This window comes from Exiguobacterium acetylicum (assembly GCF_022170825.1).
Taxonomy (GTDB): domain Bacteria; phylum Bacillota; class Bacilli; order Exiguobacteriales; family Exiguobacteriaceae; genus Exiguobacterium_A; species Exiguobacterium_A acetylicum_B.
Map to the genome: position 1 here is coordinate 1,068,305 of NZ_CP081878.1, position 14,467 is coordinate 1,082,771.

The 14,467-nt window shown below is 48.1% G+C and carries 14 protein-coding genes; all 14 read left to right on the forward strand.

Features of this window, described 5'->3' with window-relative positions:
* Positions 1 to 32 precede the first annotated feature (32 nt).
* Complete coding sequence (locus tag K6T22_RS05485) at positions 33 to 581, forward strand: cob(I)yrinic acid a,c-diamide adenosyltransferase (protein WP_238239308.1); 549 nt, start codon at positions 33 to 35, stop codon at positions 579 to 581.
* On the forward strand, positions 581 to 1,834 hold the full coding sequence (yfmF, locus tag K6T22_RS05490; RefSeq protein WP_238239310.1) for an EF-P 5-aminopentanol modification-associated protein YfmF: 1,254 nt from the start codon (positions 581 to 583) through the stop codon (positions 1,832 to 1,834). Before K6T22_RS05485 ends, yfmF begins: the two co-directional genes overlap by 1 nt.
* The gene (gene yfmH / locus K6T22_RS05495; RefSeq protein ID WP_425293153.1) at positions 1,834 to 3,102 is read left to right on the forward strand and encodes an EF-P 5-aminopentanol modification-associated protein YfmH; all 1,269 of its coding nucleotides are present in this window, start codon (positions 1,834 to 1,836) and stop codon (positions 3,100 to 3,102) included. Before yfmF ends, yfmH begins: the two co-directional genes overlap by 1 nt.
* Positions 3,102 to 3,806: an elongation factor P 5-aminopentanone reductase gene (gene ymfI, locus K6T22_RS05500; protein ID WP_238239312.1), complete on the forward strand. Its 705-nt coding sequence runs from the start codon at positions 3,102 to 3,104 to the stop codon at positions 3,804 to 3,806. The genes yfmH and ymfI overlap by 1 nt, the downstream gene beginning before the upstream one ends.
* A 94-nt stretch (positions 3,807 to 3,900) precedes the next feature.
* Positions 3,901 to 4,683 carry a DUF3388 domain-containing protein gene (locus K6T22_RS05505; protein WP_023467698.1) on the forward strand — a complete coding sequence of 261 codons (783 nt, stop codon included), beginning with the start codon at positions 3,901 to 3,903 and terminating at the stop codon, positions 4,681 to 4,683.
* A gap of 27 nt (positions 4,684 to 4,710) precedes the next feature.
* Positions 4,711 to 5,610, forward strand: coding sequence for a helix-turn-helix domain-containing protein (locus K6T22_RS05510; RefSeq protein ID WP_238239313.1), 900 nt, complete (start codon positions 4,711 to 4,713; stop codon positions 5,608 to 5,610).
* Positions 5,611 to 5,674: 64 nt separating this feature from the next.
* Complete coding sequence (pgsA, locus tag K6T22_RS05515) at positions 5,675 to 6,253, forward strand: CDP-diacylglycerol--glycerol-3-phosphate 3-phosphatidyltransferase (RefSeq protein WP_238239314.1); 579 nt, start codon at positions 5,675 to 5,677, stop codon at positions 6,251 to 6,253.
* Between the two features lie 71 nt (positions 6,254 to 6,324).
* A complete protein-coding gene (locus K6T22_RS05520; RefSeq protein WP_238239315.1) occupies positions 6,325 to 7,557 on the forward strand; it encodes a competence/damage-inducible protein A in 1,233 nt (410 codons plus the stop codon).
* Between the two features lie 111 nt (positions 7,558 to 7,668).
* Positions 7,669 to 8,712 (forward strand): recombinase RecA, encoded by a 1,044-nt coding sequence (recA, locus tag K6T22_RS05525; RefSeq protein ID WP_283205703.1) that lies wholly within the window; start codon positions 7,669 to 7,671, stop codon positions 8,710 to 8,712.
* 193 nt (positions 8,713 to 8,905) lie between these two features.
* A complete protein-coding gene (gene rny, locus K6T22_RS05530; protein WP_023467703.1) occupies positions 8,906 to 10,468 on the forward strand; it encodes a ribonuclease Y in 1,563 nt (520 codons plus the stop codon).
* 50 nt (positions 10,469 to 10,518) lie between these two features.
* Positions 10,519 to 11,313: a TIGR00282 family metallophosphoesterase gene (locus K6T22_RS05535; RefSeq protein WP_023467704.1), complete on the forward strand. Its 795-nt coding sequence runs from the start codon at positions 10,519 to 10,521 to the stop codon at positions 11,311 to 11,313.
* A 29-nt stretch (positions 11,314 to 11,342) separates the two neighbouring features.
* Complete coding sequence (locus K6T22_RS05540) at positions 11,343 to 11,603, forward strand: stage V sporulation protein S (protein ID WP_023467705.1); 261 nt, start codon at positions 11,343 to 11,345, stop codon at positions 11,601 to 11,603.
* A 188-nt stretch (positions 11,604 to 11,791) separates the two neighbouring features.
* On the forward strand, positions 11,792 to 13,540 hold the full coding sequence (locus K6T22_RS05545) for a 2-oxoacid:acceptor oxidoreductase subunit alpha (RefSeq protein WP_238239316.1): 1,749 nt from the start codon (positions 11,792 to 11,794) through the stop codon (positions 13,538 to 13,540).
* Positions 13,527 to 14,393: a 2-oxoacid:ferredoxin oxidoreductase subunit beta gene (locus K6T22_RS05550; protein WP_023467707.1), complete on the forward strand. Its 867-nt coding sequence runs from the start codon at positions 13,527 to 13,529 to the stop codon at positions 14,391 to 14,393. Before K6T22_RS05545 ends, K6T22_RS05550 begins: the two co-directional genes overlap by 14 nt.
* Positions 14,394 to 14,467: the final 74 nt, after the last annotated feature.

The window sequence follows — 14,467 nt, forward strand, 5'->3', positions numbered from 1 at the left end:
TCGCTTCCTTTCGCTATAGGAGTGAATGAAAAATGAAAATTTACACGAAATCTGGCGATGAGGGAGAAACTTCTCTCGTTGGTGGTAGGGTCAAAAAAAATGATCGTTTGATCAGTTTGATGGGAGAACTCGATGAGCTCAATAGCTTCGTCGGACTTGCTCGGACGAAAGCATCATCGATTGAGGTGCGAGAGCAATTAACAGTCATTCAACATGCCTTATTCGACTGTGGTAGTGATTTGATGTATATCGAACCACGACCATCACGATTGAGTCAGGAAGCGACAGTCGATTTAGAAAGTTGGATCGACAGTTTAACGGAGTTATCGCCACCACTCGATAAATTCATTTTACCAGGCGGAACGGAAGCAGCTGCGACGTTGCATGTGGCGCGGACGGTCTGTCGTCGCGTCGAACGTTCGATGATCGATGTCCCTCAAGCAGCGCATCTACTACCGTTCATCAACCGACTCAGTGATTTCTTCTTTACAGCCGCTCGCTATGAGAATGCGGTTAAACAAAAAGCAGATATTGAATACGTCCGCAGTGCGCATGTATTCAAACGAAAGGATGGAGAGTAATGAGTCAGTCATTCAGCACATGGAAAAAAGAAGGAACGAGCTTCCACCTCGTTCCGACCGATAAATTCAAGACGACGACGATCCTTGTCACTTTTTCGGCACCGCTCGAAGCGAAGACGTTAACAAGCCGTGCGATTTTGCCGTACATCATGGAAAAATCGACAGCTGCTTATCCGTCGATGAAAGCGTTACGTGAACCACTTGAAACACTATATGATGCCGGTCTTTATGCGGACGCATCGAAGTTCGGAGAAGAGCACGTCATTTCCTTCCAGCTCGATGTCGTACGGGGAGAGCTTGTCCATCATCCGTCGCTCTTAAAAGAAGCACTCGAATTATTAGAGCAGATGGTGCTTTATCCTGATTTGACGGAAGGTGGCTTCCGCGAACAGTTCGTCAAACAAGAAAAACGACTCCATGCGTTACGGATCAGTTCACTGTATGACGATAAGATGCGTTACGCACAACAGCGTCTTCTCGAATTGATGGCACCAGGTGAAGCAGTCTCCCTGCCATCTCTTGGAACACTGGAAGAACTTGAACAGATCACTCCGTCATCTTTGCGTGATACATACCGTTCGATGATCGAAGACGATCGAATCGACGTTTTCGTCGTCGGGCAGGTGACGCAAGACGAAATGGAAGATGCGTTATCCTTCTTGCCGTCACACTCGGAAAAAGTCAGTCATTACATTCCTGCTCAAAAAACAGTCAATGGCGTGAAACGGTCGAGTGAAACACAACCGATCAAACAAGGGAAATTACATCTCGGTTACCGGGTAGCAGTTGATCCGACATCGGCTGATTCAATCCGTATGCAAATCGTCAACGGTCTGTTCGGTGGCTTCCCGCACTCGAAGCTGTTCATGAATGTCCGTGAAAAAGAAAGTCTCGCCTACTACGCCGCTTCACGTTATGCGGCATTGAATAGTGCACTCTATGTCTATGCCGGGGTCGACACAAAAGAAGCGGAACGTGCTGAGAAAATCATCTTAGAACAACTCGTTGATTTGAAGGCAGGACAGTTCACGGATGAAGAATTGACACAGACGAAGGCGATGTTAATCAATGCGCGTCGTCAAATCCTTGATCAACCAGGGCAGTTGATTGGTTGGTTGAATGGTTCGAAGATGCGTGGATTGACACTTGAAGATGAGATCCAAATCATCGAAACGGCGACACGTGAAGACGTCGTTCGATTAGCAGCGGCAATCGATCTTGATGCCGTATATCTATTGCGAGGTGAAGAATGATGGAACAACTGACTTATCACGATACAGACGAAACGGTATACCACGAGCAGCTCGATAACGGGTTATCGGTCTACTTGTTGCAAAAAAAAGGCTACGAAAAGACGTATGCGACGTTTACGACACGTTATGGTTCGATTGATCAGCGATTCAAAAAAGGAGAGGAATGGGTCACGGTCCCGGACGGCATCGCCCATTTCCTTGAGCATAAGATGTTCGAATCAGAAAAAGGGGATGTCTTCCAAGAGTTCGGTCGCCTCGGTGCCTCAGCGAACGCCTTTACATCATTCTCGCGGACAGCCTATCTGTTCTCGGCAACATCGTTGATCGAACAAAATCTCGAGACGTTGATCGATTTCGTACAAGATCCGTACTTTACGCCGGAAAGCGTGGAGAAAGAGAAGGGAATCATTACGCAAGAGATCCAGATGTATCAAGATAATCCAGGCTGGCGTCTATTCTTTGGTTTGATTGAATCGATGTATGCATCGCATCCAGTCCGGATCGATATCGCGGGAACACCAGAATCAATCAATCAAATCACAGCCGATGACCTCTACACATGTTACCGTACGTTCTATCACCCATCGAACATGGTCTTGTTCGTCGTTGGTAACATCGACCCGGAAGAGACGCTTGCATTGATCAAGGCGAACCAAGCGAAGAAGGACTACACGGATCGCCCAGCGATCGAGCGGGATTATGGGCAAGAACCGCGCGGAGTGCATCGTCCACGGTTCGAACTTGAACTCGACGTTAAAACACCTAAAGTATTGATTGGCTATAAAGACGAATCTCTTCGCGGCGAAGCGCAAGTCCGCCGGGAGTTGACGAGTGAATTGCTGTTGCATCTCTTATTCGATCAGACATCATCGACGTATTTAGAGCTCTATGAAGATGGATTGATTGATGATACGTTCAGCTTTGACTATTCGAGTGAAGAAGAGTTCGCCTTTGCGACGTTTGGAATGGAAACAGAAGACCCGGATAAATTCATCAATGCCTACGAGACATTGCTTCAAACGCGTCCTGACTTTTCAGAAGATGAAGTCACGCGTAAGCGAAACATGATGCAAGGGAAATTCCTCCGCGCCTTGAACTCGCCGGAGTTCATCGCAAACCAGTTCTCGCGTCACGCACTTGCCGGTACGAATTTATTCACGCTTCCGACGATGATTGCGTCGATTACGAAAGAAGAGATTGAAGCTCGTTTTGATGAGTTGTTCGCTATTGAAAATCGAGCAATCTCGATCGTCAAACCATACGCGTGATGCGAATTCTCATCACGGGTGCGAGTGGTGCCATTGGTCTTGCGGCAGCGAAACAACTCGCTGTCGCCGGACATGAATTGGTGCTTCAGACGTATCGACAGCAAGCGGTTTTAGAACGGATGATAGAGGAGTGGCCTGGGGAACACGTAATCCTGACTGTGAACTTGGCGGATGAGGCGGACTTGCAGACATTTTGTGCGACGTTACCGGTCGTCGATGCTTTCGTCCATTGTGCTGGAACGAGTTATAGCGGTTTGTTACTCGATCAATCGGCGACATCGATGCAGGAGCTTTGGAAAATCCATGTCGATGCCTTGATGCGAATCAGCCAAACGGTGACGCGGACAAAACCGTTTACGTCAAATCTTGCAATCGTCGTCGTCAGTAGTGTATTAGGGGAGCAAGGTGTCGCGGGTGAAGTTGCCTATTCGACCTGTAAGGCGGCGCAACTTGGATTCGTCAAAGCGTACAGCAAGGAGCTTGGGCCGATGCATGGACGAATCAATGCGATCACACCGGGGTGGATCGATACTCCGATGAACGCGGTTTTTTCTGATGAGGAAAAGGAAGAGGCGATTGCTGAAATCCCTGTCGGTCGTTTCGGGAAAGCAGAGGAAGTCGCTTCTGCAATCCGTTACTTAGTGCATCCGGAATCCAGTTATGTGTCGGGAGCGATCCTTAAAATAGATGGTGCCTGGATGTGAGCAGTGGAATTTCAGTTCAGGAATGCTTTTCATTTTTCAAAAAATCATTTAACATGAGGAATGGATAATCGTATTGATAGAGGAGGATGGGCGCGTGAGTGAGTTCGAGCAATGGTATCTCGAATATGAATTAAAGGTCAACCGTCCCGGTATACTCGGGGACATTGCTTCGTTGATGGGAATGTTACATATTTCGATCGTGACGATCAATGGTGTTGATCATCAACGACGTGGTATGTTATTGCAAACGAAACAACCGGATCAAATTCCACGACTCGCCGCTATTCTCAAGACGATGTCAACCATTGAGGTCATCAAACTACGAAAACCAAAGCTCCGAGACCGAATTGCGATTCGACACGGTCGTTATATCGATCAAAGTAGTGATGAGCGAAAGACGTTCCGCTTCGTTCGAGAAGACTTAGGGATTCTCGTCGATTTCATGGCAGAGCTGTGCAAACAGGATGGTCACTTGTTGATTGGTGTCCGTGGCATGCCGCGCGTCGGGAAGACGGAATCGATTGTCGCAGCAAGCGTCAGTGCGAATAAGAAATGGCTGTTCCTGTCATCGACGTTGATTAAACAGACAGTTCGAACGTCGTTGTTCGACGATGAGCGGACGGGTGATTATGTCTATATCATCGATGCGTTAGTATCGCAACGAAATTTCGATGAACGGCACTGGCAAATCCTGCGCGAAGTCATGCGACTACCGGCGACGAAGATCGTCGAGCATCCGGACGCTTTCGTTAAATCAAGTGAATATACGTGGGATGATTTTGATTACATCATTGAATTACGCAACACGACTGAAGAAATCATTGTGACTGAACTGCCTCGTTCCCATGGTGGAAATGATTGGTTCAACTTTGAATAAGTATGAAAAATGGAAGGTGTGTTACCGATGACCGAGCTCGGAACCTACTTAAAGGAACAACGGGAGGCACTGGGTGTCTCTCTCGAACAAATTCAAACGACGACGAAGATTCAAAAGCGTTACATCGTCGCGATTGAAGAAGGCAATTACGATCAATTACCGGGTGCATTCTATGCCCGTGCCTTCATCAAGACATATGCGGAAGCACTCGGTCTTGACGTTGATGAAGTGTTTACGACTTACAAGCGTGACCTTCCAGAACCGGAAGCACAGCCAGTCGTCGGACTGTCGCGCCGAGCGACGTATTCGAAATCCAGTGCTCCGAAAAAGAGTGTTGCAAAACGTTGGATTCCGAACATCATCATCATCGTGTTGATTTTTGCAATCGGTGCTGCCTTGTATTATGGTCTGCAGATGTTCCTCGACGGTAACGAAGAGGCGAAGACGTCCGCGCCGAAACAAAATGATGTGACGATCGATCAAGGAGACGCACCGAGTAAAGAAACGGATGCGCCTGCGAAGACCGAAGAAGAGCCGAAGGAAGAACCGGCGAAACAAGAAGAAACAAAAGAAGAACCTAAAAAAGAGGCACTTGCTGTGAAGTCGACATCTGGTCAAGATGTCACTTATGAAGTAGCAACGAAGGATACGATGAATGTCTCGATTCAAATCAAGAAAGACGCGTCTCCATCACCATTCGTTGGTGTGCGTGATACTTCACTTGAGGGAGAAGCACTTGCGCCAGATCACATCAATGCATCGGATCCAAATCCGATCGTCGTGAAGGACGCGAAGACGGACTTGATTCGGATCCGGATTGGTTCGATTAAAGGAATTGATAAAATCGTCGTCAATGACCAAGAACTGAAACTGAACCGTTCGCTTCTCGTCCAAAATATCTATTTGAAGAAAGTAGACACGCCGTAATCCGGCGTGCCTTCTTTTAGATGACAGGGTCATCTACATATGAAATGAAGGAGGAGGGCGTTACATGAACTTACCGAATCAATTGACAGTATTACGCGTTTTATTAATTCCCGTGTTCGTCATCGTACTTGCGATTGATCCGAACTGGGGACAGTGGGACGTACTGGGAGCTGAACTTCCTGTCTCACACTTCGTTGCAGCCATTATCTTTTTGATTGCATCTTTAACGGATTGGCTCGATGGCTATATCGCTCGCAAACAAAAATTAGTTACGAACTTTGGAAAATTCATGGATCCATTAGCGGATAAGATGTTAGTCGCTGCTGCGCTCGTCTATCTTGTGGAACTTGGATTCGTTGCAGCATGGATCGTCGTCATCATTCTCTGTCGAGAGTTTGCTGTCACAGGTCTTCGTCTCGTCGCTTCTGACGAGGGAATCGTTCTTGCTGCCGGAAACTCTGGGAAAGCTAAGACATGGGTCCAGTTGACATCGATCACAGCCTATCTTTTACACGATATCGTCTTCGCGATGTGGAATATTCCATTCGCAGATATCACGATGTGGCTCGCTCTCATCCTGACGATTTACTCAGGCGTTGAATATTTCTCGAAAAACATTAAGTTAATTACAAAATCCATGTAAGTTGGATCAATTTAGACTGTTCGTCATACCGAACAGTCTTTTCTTATACTTCAAGAAGGTGAGGCATCAACATGAAAGCAGAAATCATCGCAGTCGGAAGCGAACTTCTCCTTGGAGAAATTGCCAACACGAATGCACAGTACCTTTCCGAATGGTTAGCGAGTGCAGGGATTGACGTTCATTACCATACAGTCGTCGGTGATAATCGTGAGCGGATGCAAGAGACATTCCGTCAAGCGCAACAACGGGCAGATCTTCTCGTGATCACAGGAGGTCTTGGACCGACCGAGGACGACTTGACGAAGGAAGTACTCGCCGATCTCCTTGGTCGCGATCTCGTGTTGGATCAAGCGGCGTACGAGCGAATTGAAGGATTCTTAAAAACGCGCCAACGGGAGATGACGATCAACGAACGAAAACAAGCATTAATCATCGATGGTGCAACGGTTTTGCGCAATGATGCTGGGCTCGCTCCTGGTATGTCAGTACAGACCGAACACCATCAATATATCGTCTTGCCAGGTGTACCACGCGAGATGAAGCAGATCTTAAAAGATCACTTCAGTCATCTGTTCGGTCAAGAGACGATTCGTTCGCGAACACTCCGTTTCTTTGGAATCGGCGAATCTGCTTTAAACGACCGGCTTGAAACGTTAATCAAAGAAGCGACGAATCCATCGGTCGCTCCCTATGCTGAACTTGCTGAAGTCCGGTTGCGTCTAACAGCCAAGGCACTCGATCAACAAGAAGCTGATCGTATGCTCGACGAACTCGAACAACATGTACTTGCTGAAGTCGGCATGTACTTCTATGGATATGGCGAGACGAGTTTGCCGGAAGTCGTCTTGAAACGGTATCAAGAAGCTGGATTGACAATGTCGCTTGCTGAGTCACTGACGGGAGGAGCCGTTGCAAGTGGACTCGTCGATGTGAGCGGTGCGAGTAAAGTGTTGCGCGGCAGTGCCGTCGTCTACGATGACGCTGCGAAGCAAGCGGTATTATCAGTACCGGAAGAACTTCTAAAAGAGCATACGGCAGTCAGTAAAGAGGTGGCGATCGCGATGGCGGAAGGGGCACGAAGCCTGTATCAATCCGACATTGCCGTCGCCTTGACGGGAGAAGCGGGTCCGACGAGCAATAGCGGCAAAGAAGTTGGAACAGTCTATTGTGCTGTCGCAGATGCCGACGGAACACGGATCGTCGAATGGCAATATCCGTCGTTCGACCGTGGAATGATTCGCCTGCGTTCTGTCAAAGATACCTATTTCCTTCTACTGAAACATCTCGAAAAAGCACCAGAGTGAGAAAAATGGTCAAAGTGCAAGTATGCGAATAAATGTTCGTAAAATGCTTGTCATTCGGTCTCAAAAGAAGTACAATAATCTCAGTAAGATAATTAGAAGGAGGCCTGCTACGTGAGTGATCGTAAAGCAGCACTTGAGATGGCGTTACGCCAGATAGAGAAACAGTTCGGTAAAGGTTCCATCATGAAACTCGGAGAAAATGCGGATCAGAAGGTATCAGTAATCTCTTCTGGATCGATTACATTAGACATTGCCCTAGGTGCAGGTGGATATCCACGTGGACGGGTCATTGAAGTATATGGACCTGAATCGTCAGGTAAAACAACGGTTGCGCTTCACGCAATCGCAGAAGTTCAAAAACAAGGTGGACAAGCAGCTTTCATCGATGCAGAGCACGCGCTTGATCCAGCATATGCAAATAAACTCGGTGTCAATATCGATGAGCTCCTCTTGTCACAACCAGACACTGGGGAACAAGCACTTGAAATCGCGGAAGCACTCGTGCGTTCTGGCGCTGTTGATATTCTCGTCGTCGACTCGGTTGCAGCACTCGTACCAAAAGCTGAAATCGAAGGTGAGATGGGTGATTCACACGTCGGTCTTCAAGCTCGTTTAATGAGTCAGGCGCTCCGGAAATTGTCTGGTGCAACGAATAAATCGAAGACGATCGTCATCTTCATCAACCAAATTCGTGAAAAAATTGGTGTCATGTTCGGTAACCCGGAAACAACTCCTGGTGGTCGAGCACTCAAGTTCTACTCGTCTGTTCGTTTAGAAGTGCGTCGTGCGGAAGCGTTGAAAAACGGTACGGACGTCGTCGGTAACAAAACGAAGATCAAGGTCGTCAAGAACAAGATTGCACCTCCGTTCAAACAAGCGGAAGTTGACATCATGTATGGTCTCGGGATTTCAAAAGTCGGTGAGTTGATCGACATCGGAACAGATCTTGATATCGTTCAAAAGAGTGGTGCATGGTACTCGTATAACTCAGAGCGTCTCGGTCAAGGACGTGAGAATGCGAAACAATATATGGTCGAGCATCCGGAAGTCGCAGCAGAGGTTGAACGTTTGATTCGTGAACATCACGGTCTCGTCGATCGCGCAGAGCCGGTTGATTTCGAAGCGGAACAACCAGAAGATTTATTTGCTGAATAAGCCGTTTTAGAGAGGATTCGCATGCGAATCCTCTCTTTTTTAGTGTAAAAGAGGAAAACAGTGGAATTCTTTCCCGTCCGTTCGTTGACAATGAACGAGTGCTATCCTTACAATATAGATGTACGTTTTTTAGACAGCTTCGATGAAATACCGAAATGAACTAAGAAACACCTTGCAAAGGGGAGGTGAACCCATGAGTACACTGACTTGGATTGTCATACTTCTCCTCACTTTGCTGATCGCATTCATCGTAGGCTACTTCTTGCGAAAGTCGATTGCAGAAGCGAAAATTCAAGGCGCAGAAACGGAAGCGAATAAAATCGTCGAACGTGCGCGTGAATCAGCTGAGGCAACGAAAAAAGAAGCAGTACTCGAAGCGAAAGATGAAGCATTCAAACTTCGTAACGAAGTGGAAAAAGAATTGCGTGAACGTCGCCAAGAGCTAGCGAAACAAGAAGCCCGGTTGCTCCAGAAAGAAGAGACACTCGATCGCCGTGTTGATGCCATCGACCGTAAGGAAGATCAAATCAATACACGTGATGCAGAGATCGCGAAACGGAAGCATCAAGCTGAAGAACTAGAGCGCAAAGTAGAGGACCTGTATGAACAGGGACGTCAAGAGCTTGTCCGCGTCGCGAATTTATCGCAAGACGAGGCAAGAACGATCATCATGGATGAGACGAAACAGGCTGCTTTACATGATGCAGCCATTCTTCAAAAAGAAATCGAACAAAAAGCAAAAGAAGAAGCCGACAAGAAAGCACGTAACATCTTGTCACTTGCGATTCAACGGTTCGCCGCTGAACATATCGCAGAGACGACTGTATCGGTCGTCAACTTACCGAACGATGAGATGAAAGGTCGGATCATCGGACGGGAAGGCCGCAACATCCGTACGCTCGAAACCTTAACGGGGATCGACTTGATCATCGATGATACGCCGGAAGCCGTCATTTTGTCTGGTTTTGACCCAATTCGTCGCGAAGTCGCTAAAATGGCGCTCGAGAAATTGGTTCAGGATGGTCGGATTCACCCGGCCCGTATTGAAGAGATGGTCGATAAGTCCCGTCGTGAAGTCGACGAGCGGATTCGAGAAATCGGAGAAGAAGCGACGTATGATGTCGGGATTCATGGCATTCATCCGGACCTTGTCAAAATTCTCGGTCGCTTGAAGTACCGTACGAGTTACGGACAGAACGTCCTGTATCACTCACTTGAGGTTGCCCACCTTGCGGGTATGATGGCAGCTGAACTTGGAGAAGATGTCACGCTTGCGAAGCGTGCGGGTCTTCTACATGATATTGGGAAAGCGATCGACCACGAAGTCGAAGGCAGTCACGTTGAGATTGGTGTTGAGCTCGGTACGAAGTACAAAGAGCATCCGACGGTCATCAACGCGATCGCATCCCACCACGGGGATACGGAAGCGACATCTGTCATTTCCGTCTTGGTTGCAGCAGCGGATGCCTTATCTGCCGCTCGTCCAGGTGCACGTCAAGAGACACTCGAAAGTTATATCCGCCGTCTCGAACGCCTCGAGGAAATCTCGGAATCGTTCGACGGTGTCGAAAAATCATTTGCGATCCAAGCGGGTCGTGAAGTCCGTATCATCGTTCGACCTGACGTCGTCGATGATGTGCTGGCTCACAAGATGGCGAGTGACATCCGGAAAAAAATCGAAGAAGAACTCGATTATCCGGGACATATCAAGGTCACGGTCATTCGGGAAACACGAGCAGTCGAATACGCGAAATAAGTGGAGTGGCGGGCGACCGCCACTTTTTTTAATGAACGGAGGAACAACAAATGAAGATTTTATTCATCGGAGACGTCGTCGGTGCACCCGGTCGACATATCCTGCAACAATTCACAGCACGCTTAAAAGCAAAATATAACCCGAACGTCATGCTCGTCAATGGTGAAAACGCAGCACATGGACGCGGGATCACGAAGTCGATCTATCATCAATTCCTCGAACTCGGATTCCACGGCATCACGATGGGAAACCATACGTTTGATAACCGTGATATTTTTGACTGGATTGACGACGCGGACCGGATCGTTCGTCCGGCAAACTATCCAGAAGGAACGCCAGGACGCGGGATGATGATCGTCAAGGCAGGCAATAAAAAGATTGCCGTCATCAACGTGCAAGGGACCGTGTTCTTACCACCGCTCGGCGACCCGTTCCGGACGGTCGACGCATTGATTGCAGAAGTCGAAGGGAAGGTCGATGCGATCTTTGTTGATGTCCACGCAGAAGCAACGAGTGAGAAAATCGCAATGGGTTATCACCTTGACGGTCGCGTTCAAGCTGTCGTCGGCACACATACACACGTCCAAACAGCGGATGAACGTGTCCTTGACGGGGGAACAGCCTACATCACCGATGTTGGAATGACAGGTCCATTGAATGGTGTCCTCGGTATGCGTCAAGAAGATGTTTTACGAAAATTTAAAACACAGCTCCCAACACGGTTTGAAGTTGCCGAAGGACGGGAACAACTTAATGGAGTCTTGATTCATATCGATGACACAACAAAAAAAGCAACGAAGATTGAACGGATTCATCTGACGGATCAGTCAGTATTCTTCGACTGATTGCCACTTCTGGATGGGGAGGTACACGCATGGACGTCCTGAAAGTATCAGCTAAGTCGAATCCAAACGCGGTAGCAGGTGCACTCGCGGGTGTCATTCGAGAGAGAGGTTCCGTCGAGATTCAGGCCATTGGTGCGGGAGCGCTCAATCAGTCTGTCAAAGCCGTCGCCATCGCACGTGGATTCGTGGCTCCTTCTGGCATCGACTTGATTTGTATCCCAGCCTTCACAGACATTTTGATTGATGGAGAAGAGAGAACCGCCATCAAACTCATCATTGAACCACGATGACGAATTGGACATAGGTCCTATTGCAAGTAGACCATTTACTCGACTGGAGTAGATGGTCTTTTTGCTACGTCTACGAAATTTTCTTACCTTTCCACCGAGGGAGCATTGTACTACTTCCGGTAAATCGGTATCATGAGGGAGGATAGAGAGAACTATCATTTCAGGGGACAGAGAAGGAGCGAACGTCGATGTATAATCAGTTATCATGGAAAGTTGGCGGTCAGCAAGGAGAAGGGATCGAATCAACAGGCGAAATCTTTGCGATTGCCTTGAATCGACTCGGCTATTACTTATACGGCTACCGTCACTTTTCGTCACGTATCAAGGGAGGGCACACGAATAACAAAATTCGTGTCGCAACACAGGAAGTCCGAACGATTTCCGATGATCTCGATATTTTGGTCGCGTTCGACCAAGAGACGATCGACGTCAACTTCCATGAGTTACGTCAAGGTGCCATCATCATCGCGGATGCGAAATTCAATCCAACGAATCCAGACGAAGCACGTGCCTCGTTGTATGCGATCCCATTTACGGAGATCGCGGCTGATCTCGGTACGGCATTGATGAAGAACATGGTTGCGATTGGTGCATCGAGTGCGATTCTTGGGATTGCACCGGAGCGTTTCCAAGCAGTCGTCGAACAGATTTTTGGACGAAAAGGTCCAGACATGGTTGAGAAAAACTTAGCGGCAATCCGTGAAGGTGCAGCGGCATTTGAAGCATTAGCAGGAGATGGTGAGCGATTCGTCTTAGATCCAGCAGACGGAAAACAGCGGATGTTCATGATCGGAAACGATGCGATCGCGCTTGGTGCGATTGCTGGTGGAGCACGTCTGATGGCGGCTTACCCGATCACACCATCATCTGAGATCATGGAGTACTTAATTAAGAAATTACCGCAGTTCGGTGGAACCGTCGTTCAGACAGAAGATGAACTGGCAGCGGTGACGATGGCAATCGGTGCCAACTACGCTGGTGTTCGTGCCTTGACGGCCTCTGCTGGTCCAGGACTATCGCTGATGGCGGAAGCAATCGGACTATCTGGAATGACGGAAACGCCGCTCGTCATCGTTGATACACAACGAGGTGGTCCGTCAACAGGGCTACCAACGAAACAGGAGCAGTCGGACTTGATGGCGATGATCTACAGCACGCACGGAGAGATTCCGAAAGTCGTTCTTGCACCGTCAACGGTCGAAGAAGCGTTCTACGATGCAGCAGAAGCCTTCAACATTGCGGAAGAGTATCAATGTCCCGTCATTCTATTGACGGATTTAATGTTGTCGCTCGGTAAACAATCCGTCGAACCGCCAGACATGTCTCGGGTTGAGATTCGTCGTGGAAAGTTGATTCAAGAGAACTTGCCAGAACTTGAAGGAAAAGCCTATTTCAAACGCTATGAAGTGACAGAAGACGGAATTAGCCCACGTGTCATTCCTGGTATGAAGCACGGAATCCATCACGTGACAGGTGTCGAGCATAATGAGGAAGGTCGTCCATCGGAAGCGACGAAGAACCGTGTCGATCAGATGACGAAACGACTCCGTAAGCTGAATACATTCCGTCTACCCGATGCTGTTCTCGTAACAGAACATCACGCAGAACCGGATATCTTATTCGTCGGTTTCAATTCGACGCGTGGAACGATCGAAGAGATCATGCCACGTCTTGAAGCACAAGGATTAAAGGTTGATCACCTGCACATCCGTCAAGTTCATCCATTCCCAAGCGAACTCGTCACGCCGCATTTAGAACGAGCAAAACGTGTCATCGTCGTCGAGTACAACGCAACGGGACAATTGGCGAAACTGATCCAGATGAACTGTGGACATGCGTCGAAGATCGAGCATATCCTGAAATTCAATGGCGATCCGTTCTACCCAGCAGAGGTCGTCGAGCAGGTCGTAGGAGGGGTATATCATGGCAACCTTTAAAGATTTTAGAAATGATGTCAAACCAAACTGGTGTCCGGGATGTGGTGACTTCTCGATCCAAGCAGCGATTCAGCGTGCTGTCGCGAACGTTGGTCTTGAACCAGAAGAATTAGCACTGATTTCCGGGATCGGCTGTTCTGGTCGGATTTCCGGTTATATCAATACGTATGGCTTCCACGGCGTTCATGGACGTTCCCTTCCGATCGCCCAAGGTGTTAAGATGGCGAACCGCGAATTGACCGTCATCGCGTCTGGTGGCGACGGTGATGGATTTGCGATCGGTATGGGGCATACGATTCATGCGTTCAAACGTAATGTCGACATGACGTATATCGTCATGGACAATCAGATCTACGGCTTGACGAAAGGGCAGACGTCACCAACCTCTGCACCTGGATTCAAAACGAAGTCGACACCAAAAGGATCAATCGAAAAAAGTGTTTCACCGGTTGAACTTGCTTTGACGGCAGGCGCGACATTTGTTGCCCAAAGCTTCTCGAATGACTTAAAAGGATTGACGCAATTGATCGAGCAAGCGACAGCACATAAAGGATTTGCGTTCATCAACGTCTTCAGTCCGTGTGTCACGTTCAATAAAGTCAATACGTACGATTGGTTCAAACAGAACTTGACGAAGCTGTCTGATATCGAAGGATATGACCCGTCGAACCTGGATCTTGCGAAACAAACGGTTCATGCACACGATGGTCTCGTCATGGGATTGATCTATCAGGATGAGACACGTCCTGATTACCAGTCACAAATCGATGGTTATCAAGAATCCGGTCTCGCCTATGCGGATCTTGAGCTAAACGAAGAAACATTCGGTAAACTGGCAGCAGAATTCATGTAAGATAGAGGAAAGATGTGTTTGGTTTTTTGGGGATGCTAAACATTTGGGAGTTCGCAACATATAAATAAACGTGA

Coding starts and splice junctions, on each gene's coding strand:
- K6T22_RS05510 (WP_238239313.1), top strand. CDS start 4,711: ATGACCGAGCTCGGAACCTACTTAAAGGAACAACGGGAGGCACTGGGT.
- yfmH (WP_425293153.1), top strand. CDS start 1,834: ATGGAACAACTGACTTATCACGATACAGACGAAACGGTATACCACGAG.
- ymfI (WP_238239312.1), top strand. CDS start 3,102: ATGCGAATTCTCATCACGGGTGCGAGTGGTGCCATTGGTCTTGCGGCA.
- K6T22_RS05485 (WP_238239308.1), top strand. CDS start 33: ATGAAAATTTACACGAAATCTGGCGATGAGGGAGAAACTTCTCTCGTT.
- yfmF (WP_238239310.1), top strand. CDS start 581: ATGAGTCAGTCATTCAGCACATGGAAAAAAGAAGGAACGAGCTTCCAC.
- K6T22_RS05540 (WP_023467705.1), top strand. CDS start 11,343: ATGGACGTCCTGAAAGTATCAGCTAAGTCGAATCCAAACGCGGTAGCA.
- K6T22_RS05520 (WP_238239315.1), top strand. CDS start 6,325: ATGAAAGCAGAAATCATCGCAGTCGGAAGCGAACTTCTCCTTGGAGAA.
- rny (WP_023467703.1), top strand. CDS start 8,906: ATGAGTACACTGACTTGGATTGTCATACTTCTCCTCACTTTGCTGATC.
- K6T22_RS05545 (WP_238239316.1), top strand. CDS start 11,792: ATGTATAATCAGTTATCATGGAAAGTTGGCGGTCAGCAAGGAGAAGGG.
- pgsA (WP_238239314.1), top strand. CDS start 5,675: ATGAACTTACCGAATCAATTGACAGTATTACGCGTTTTATTAATTCCC.
- K6T22_RS05535 (WP_023467704.1), top strand. CDS start 10,519: ATGAAGATTTTATTCATCGGAGACGTCGTCGGTGCACCCGGTCGACAT.
- K6T22_RS05550 (WP_023467707.1), top strand. CDS start 13,527: ATGGCAACCTTTAAAGATTTTAGAAATGATGTCAAACCAAACTGGTGT.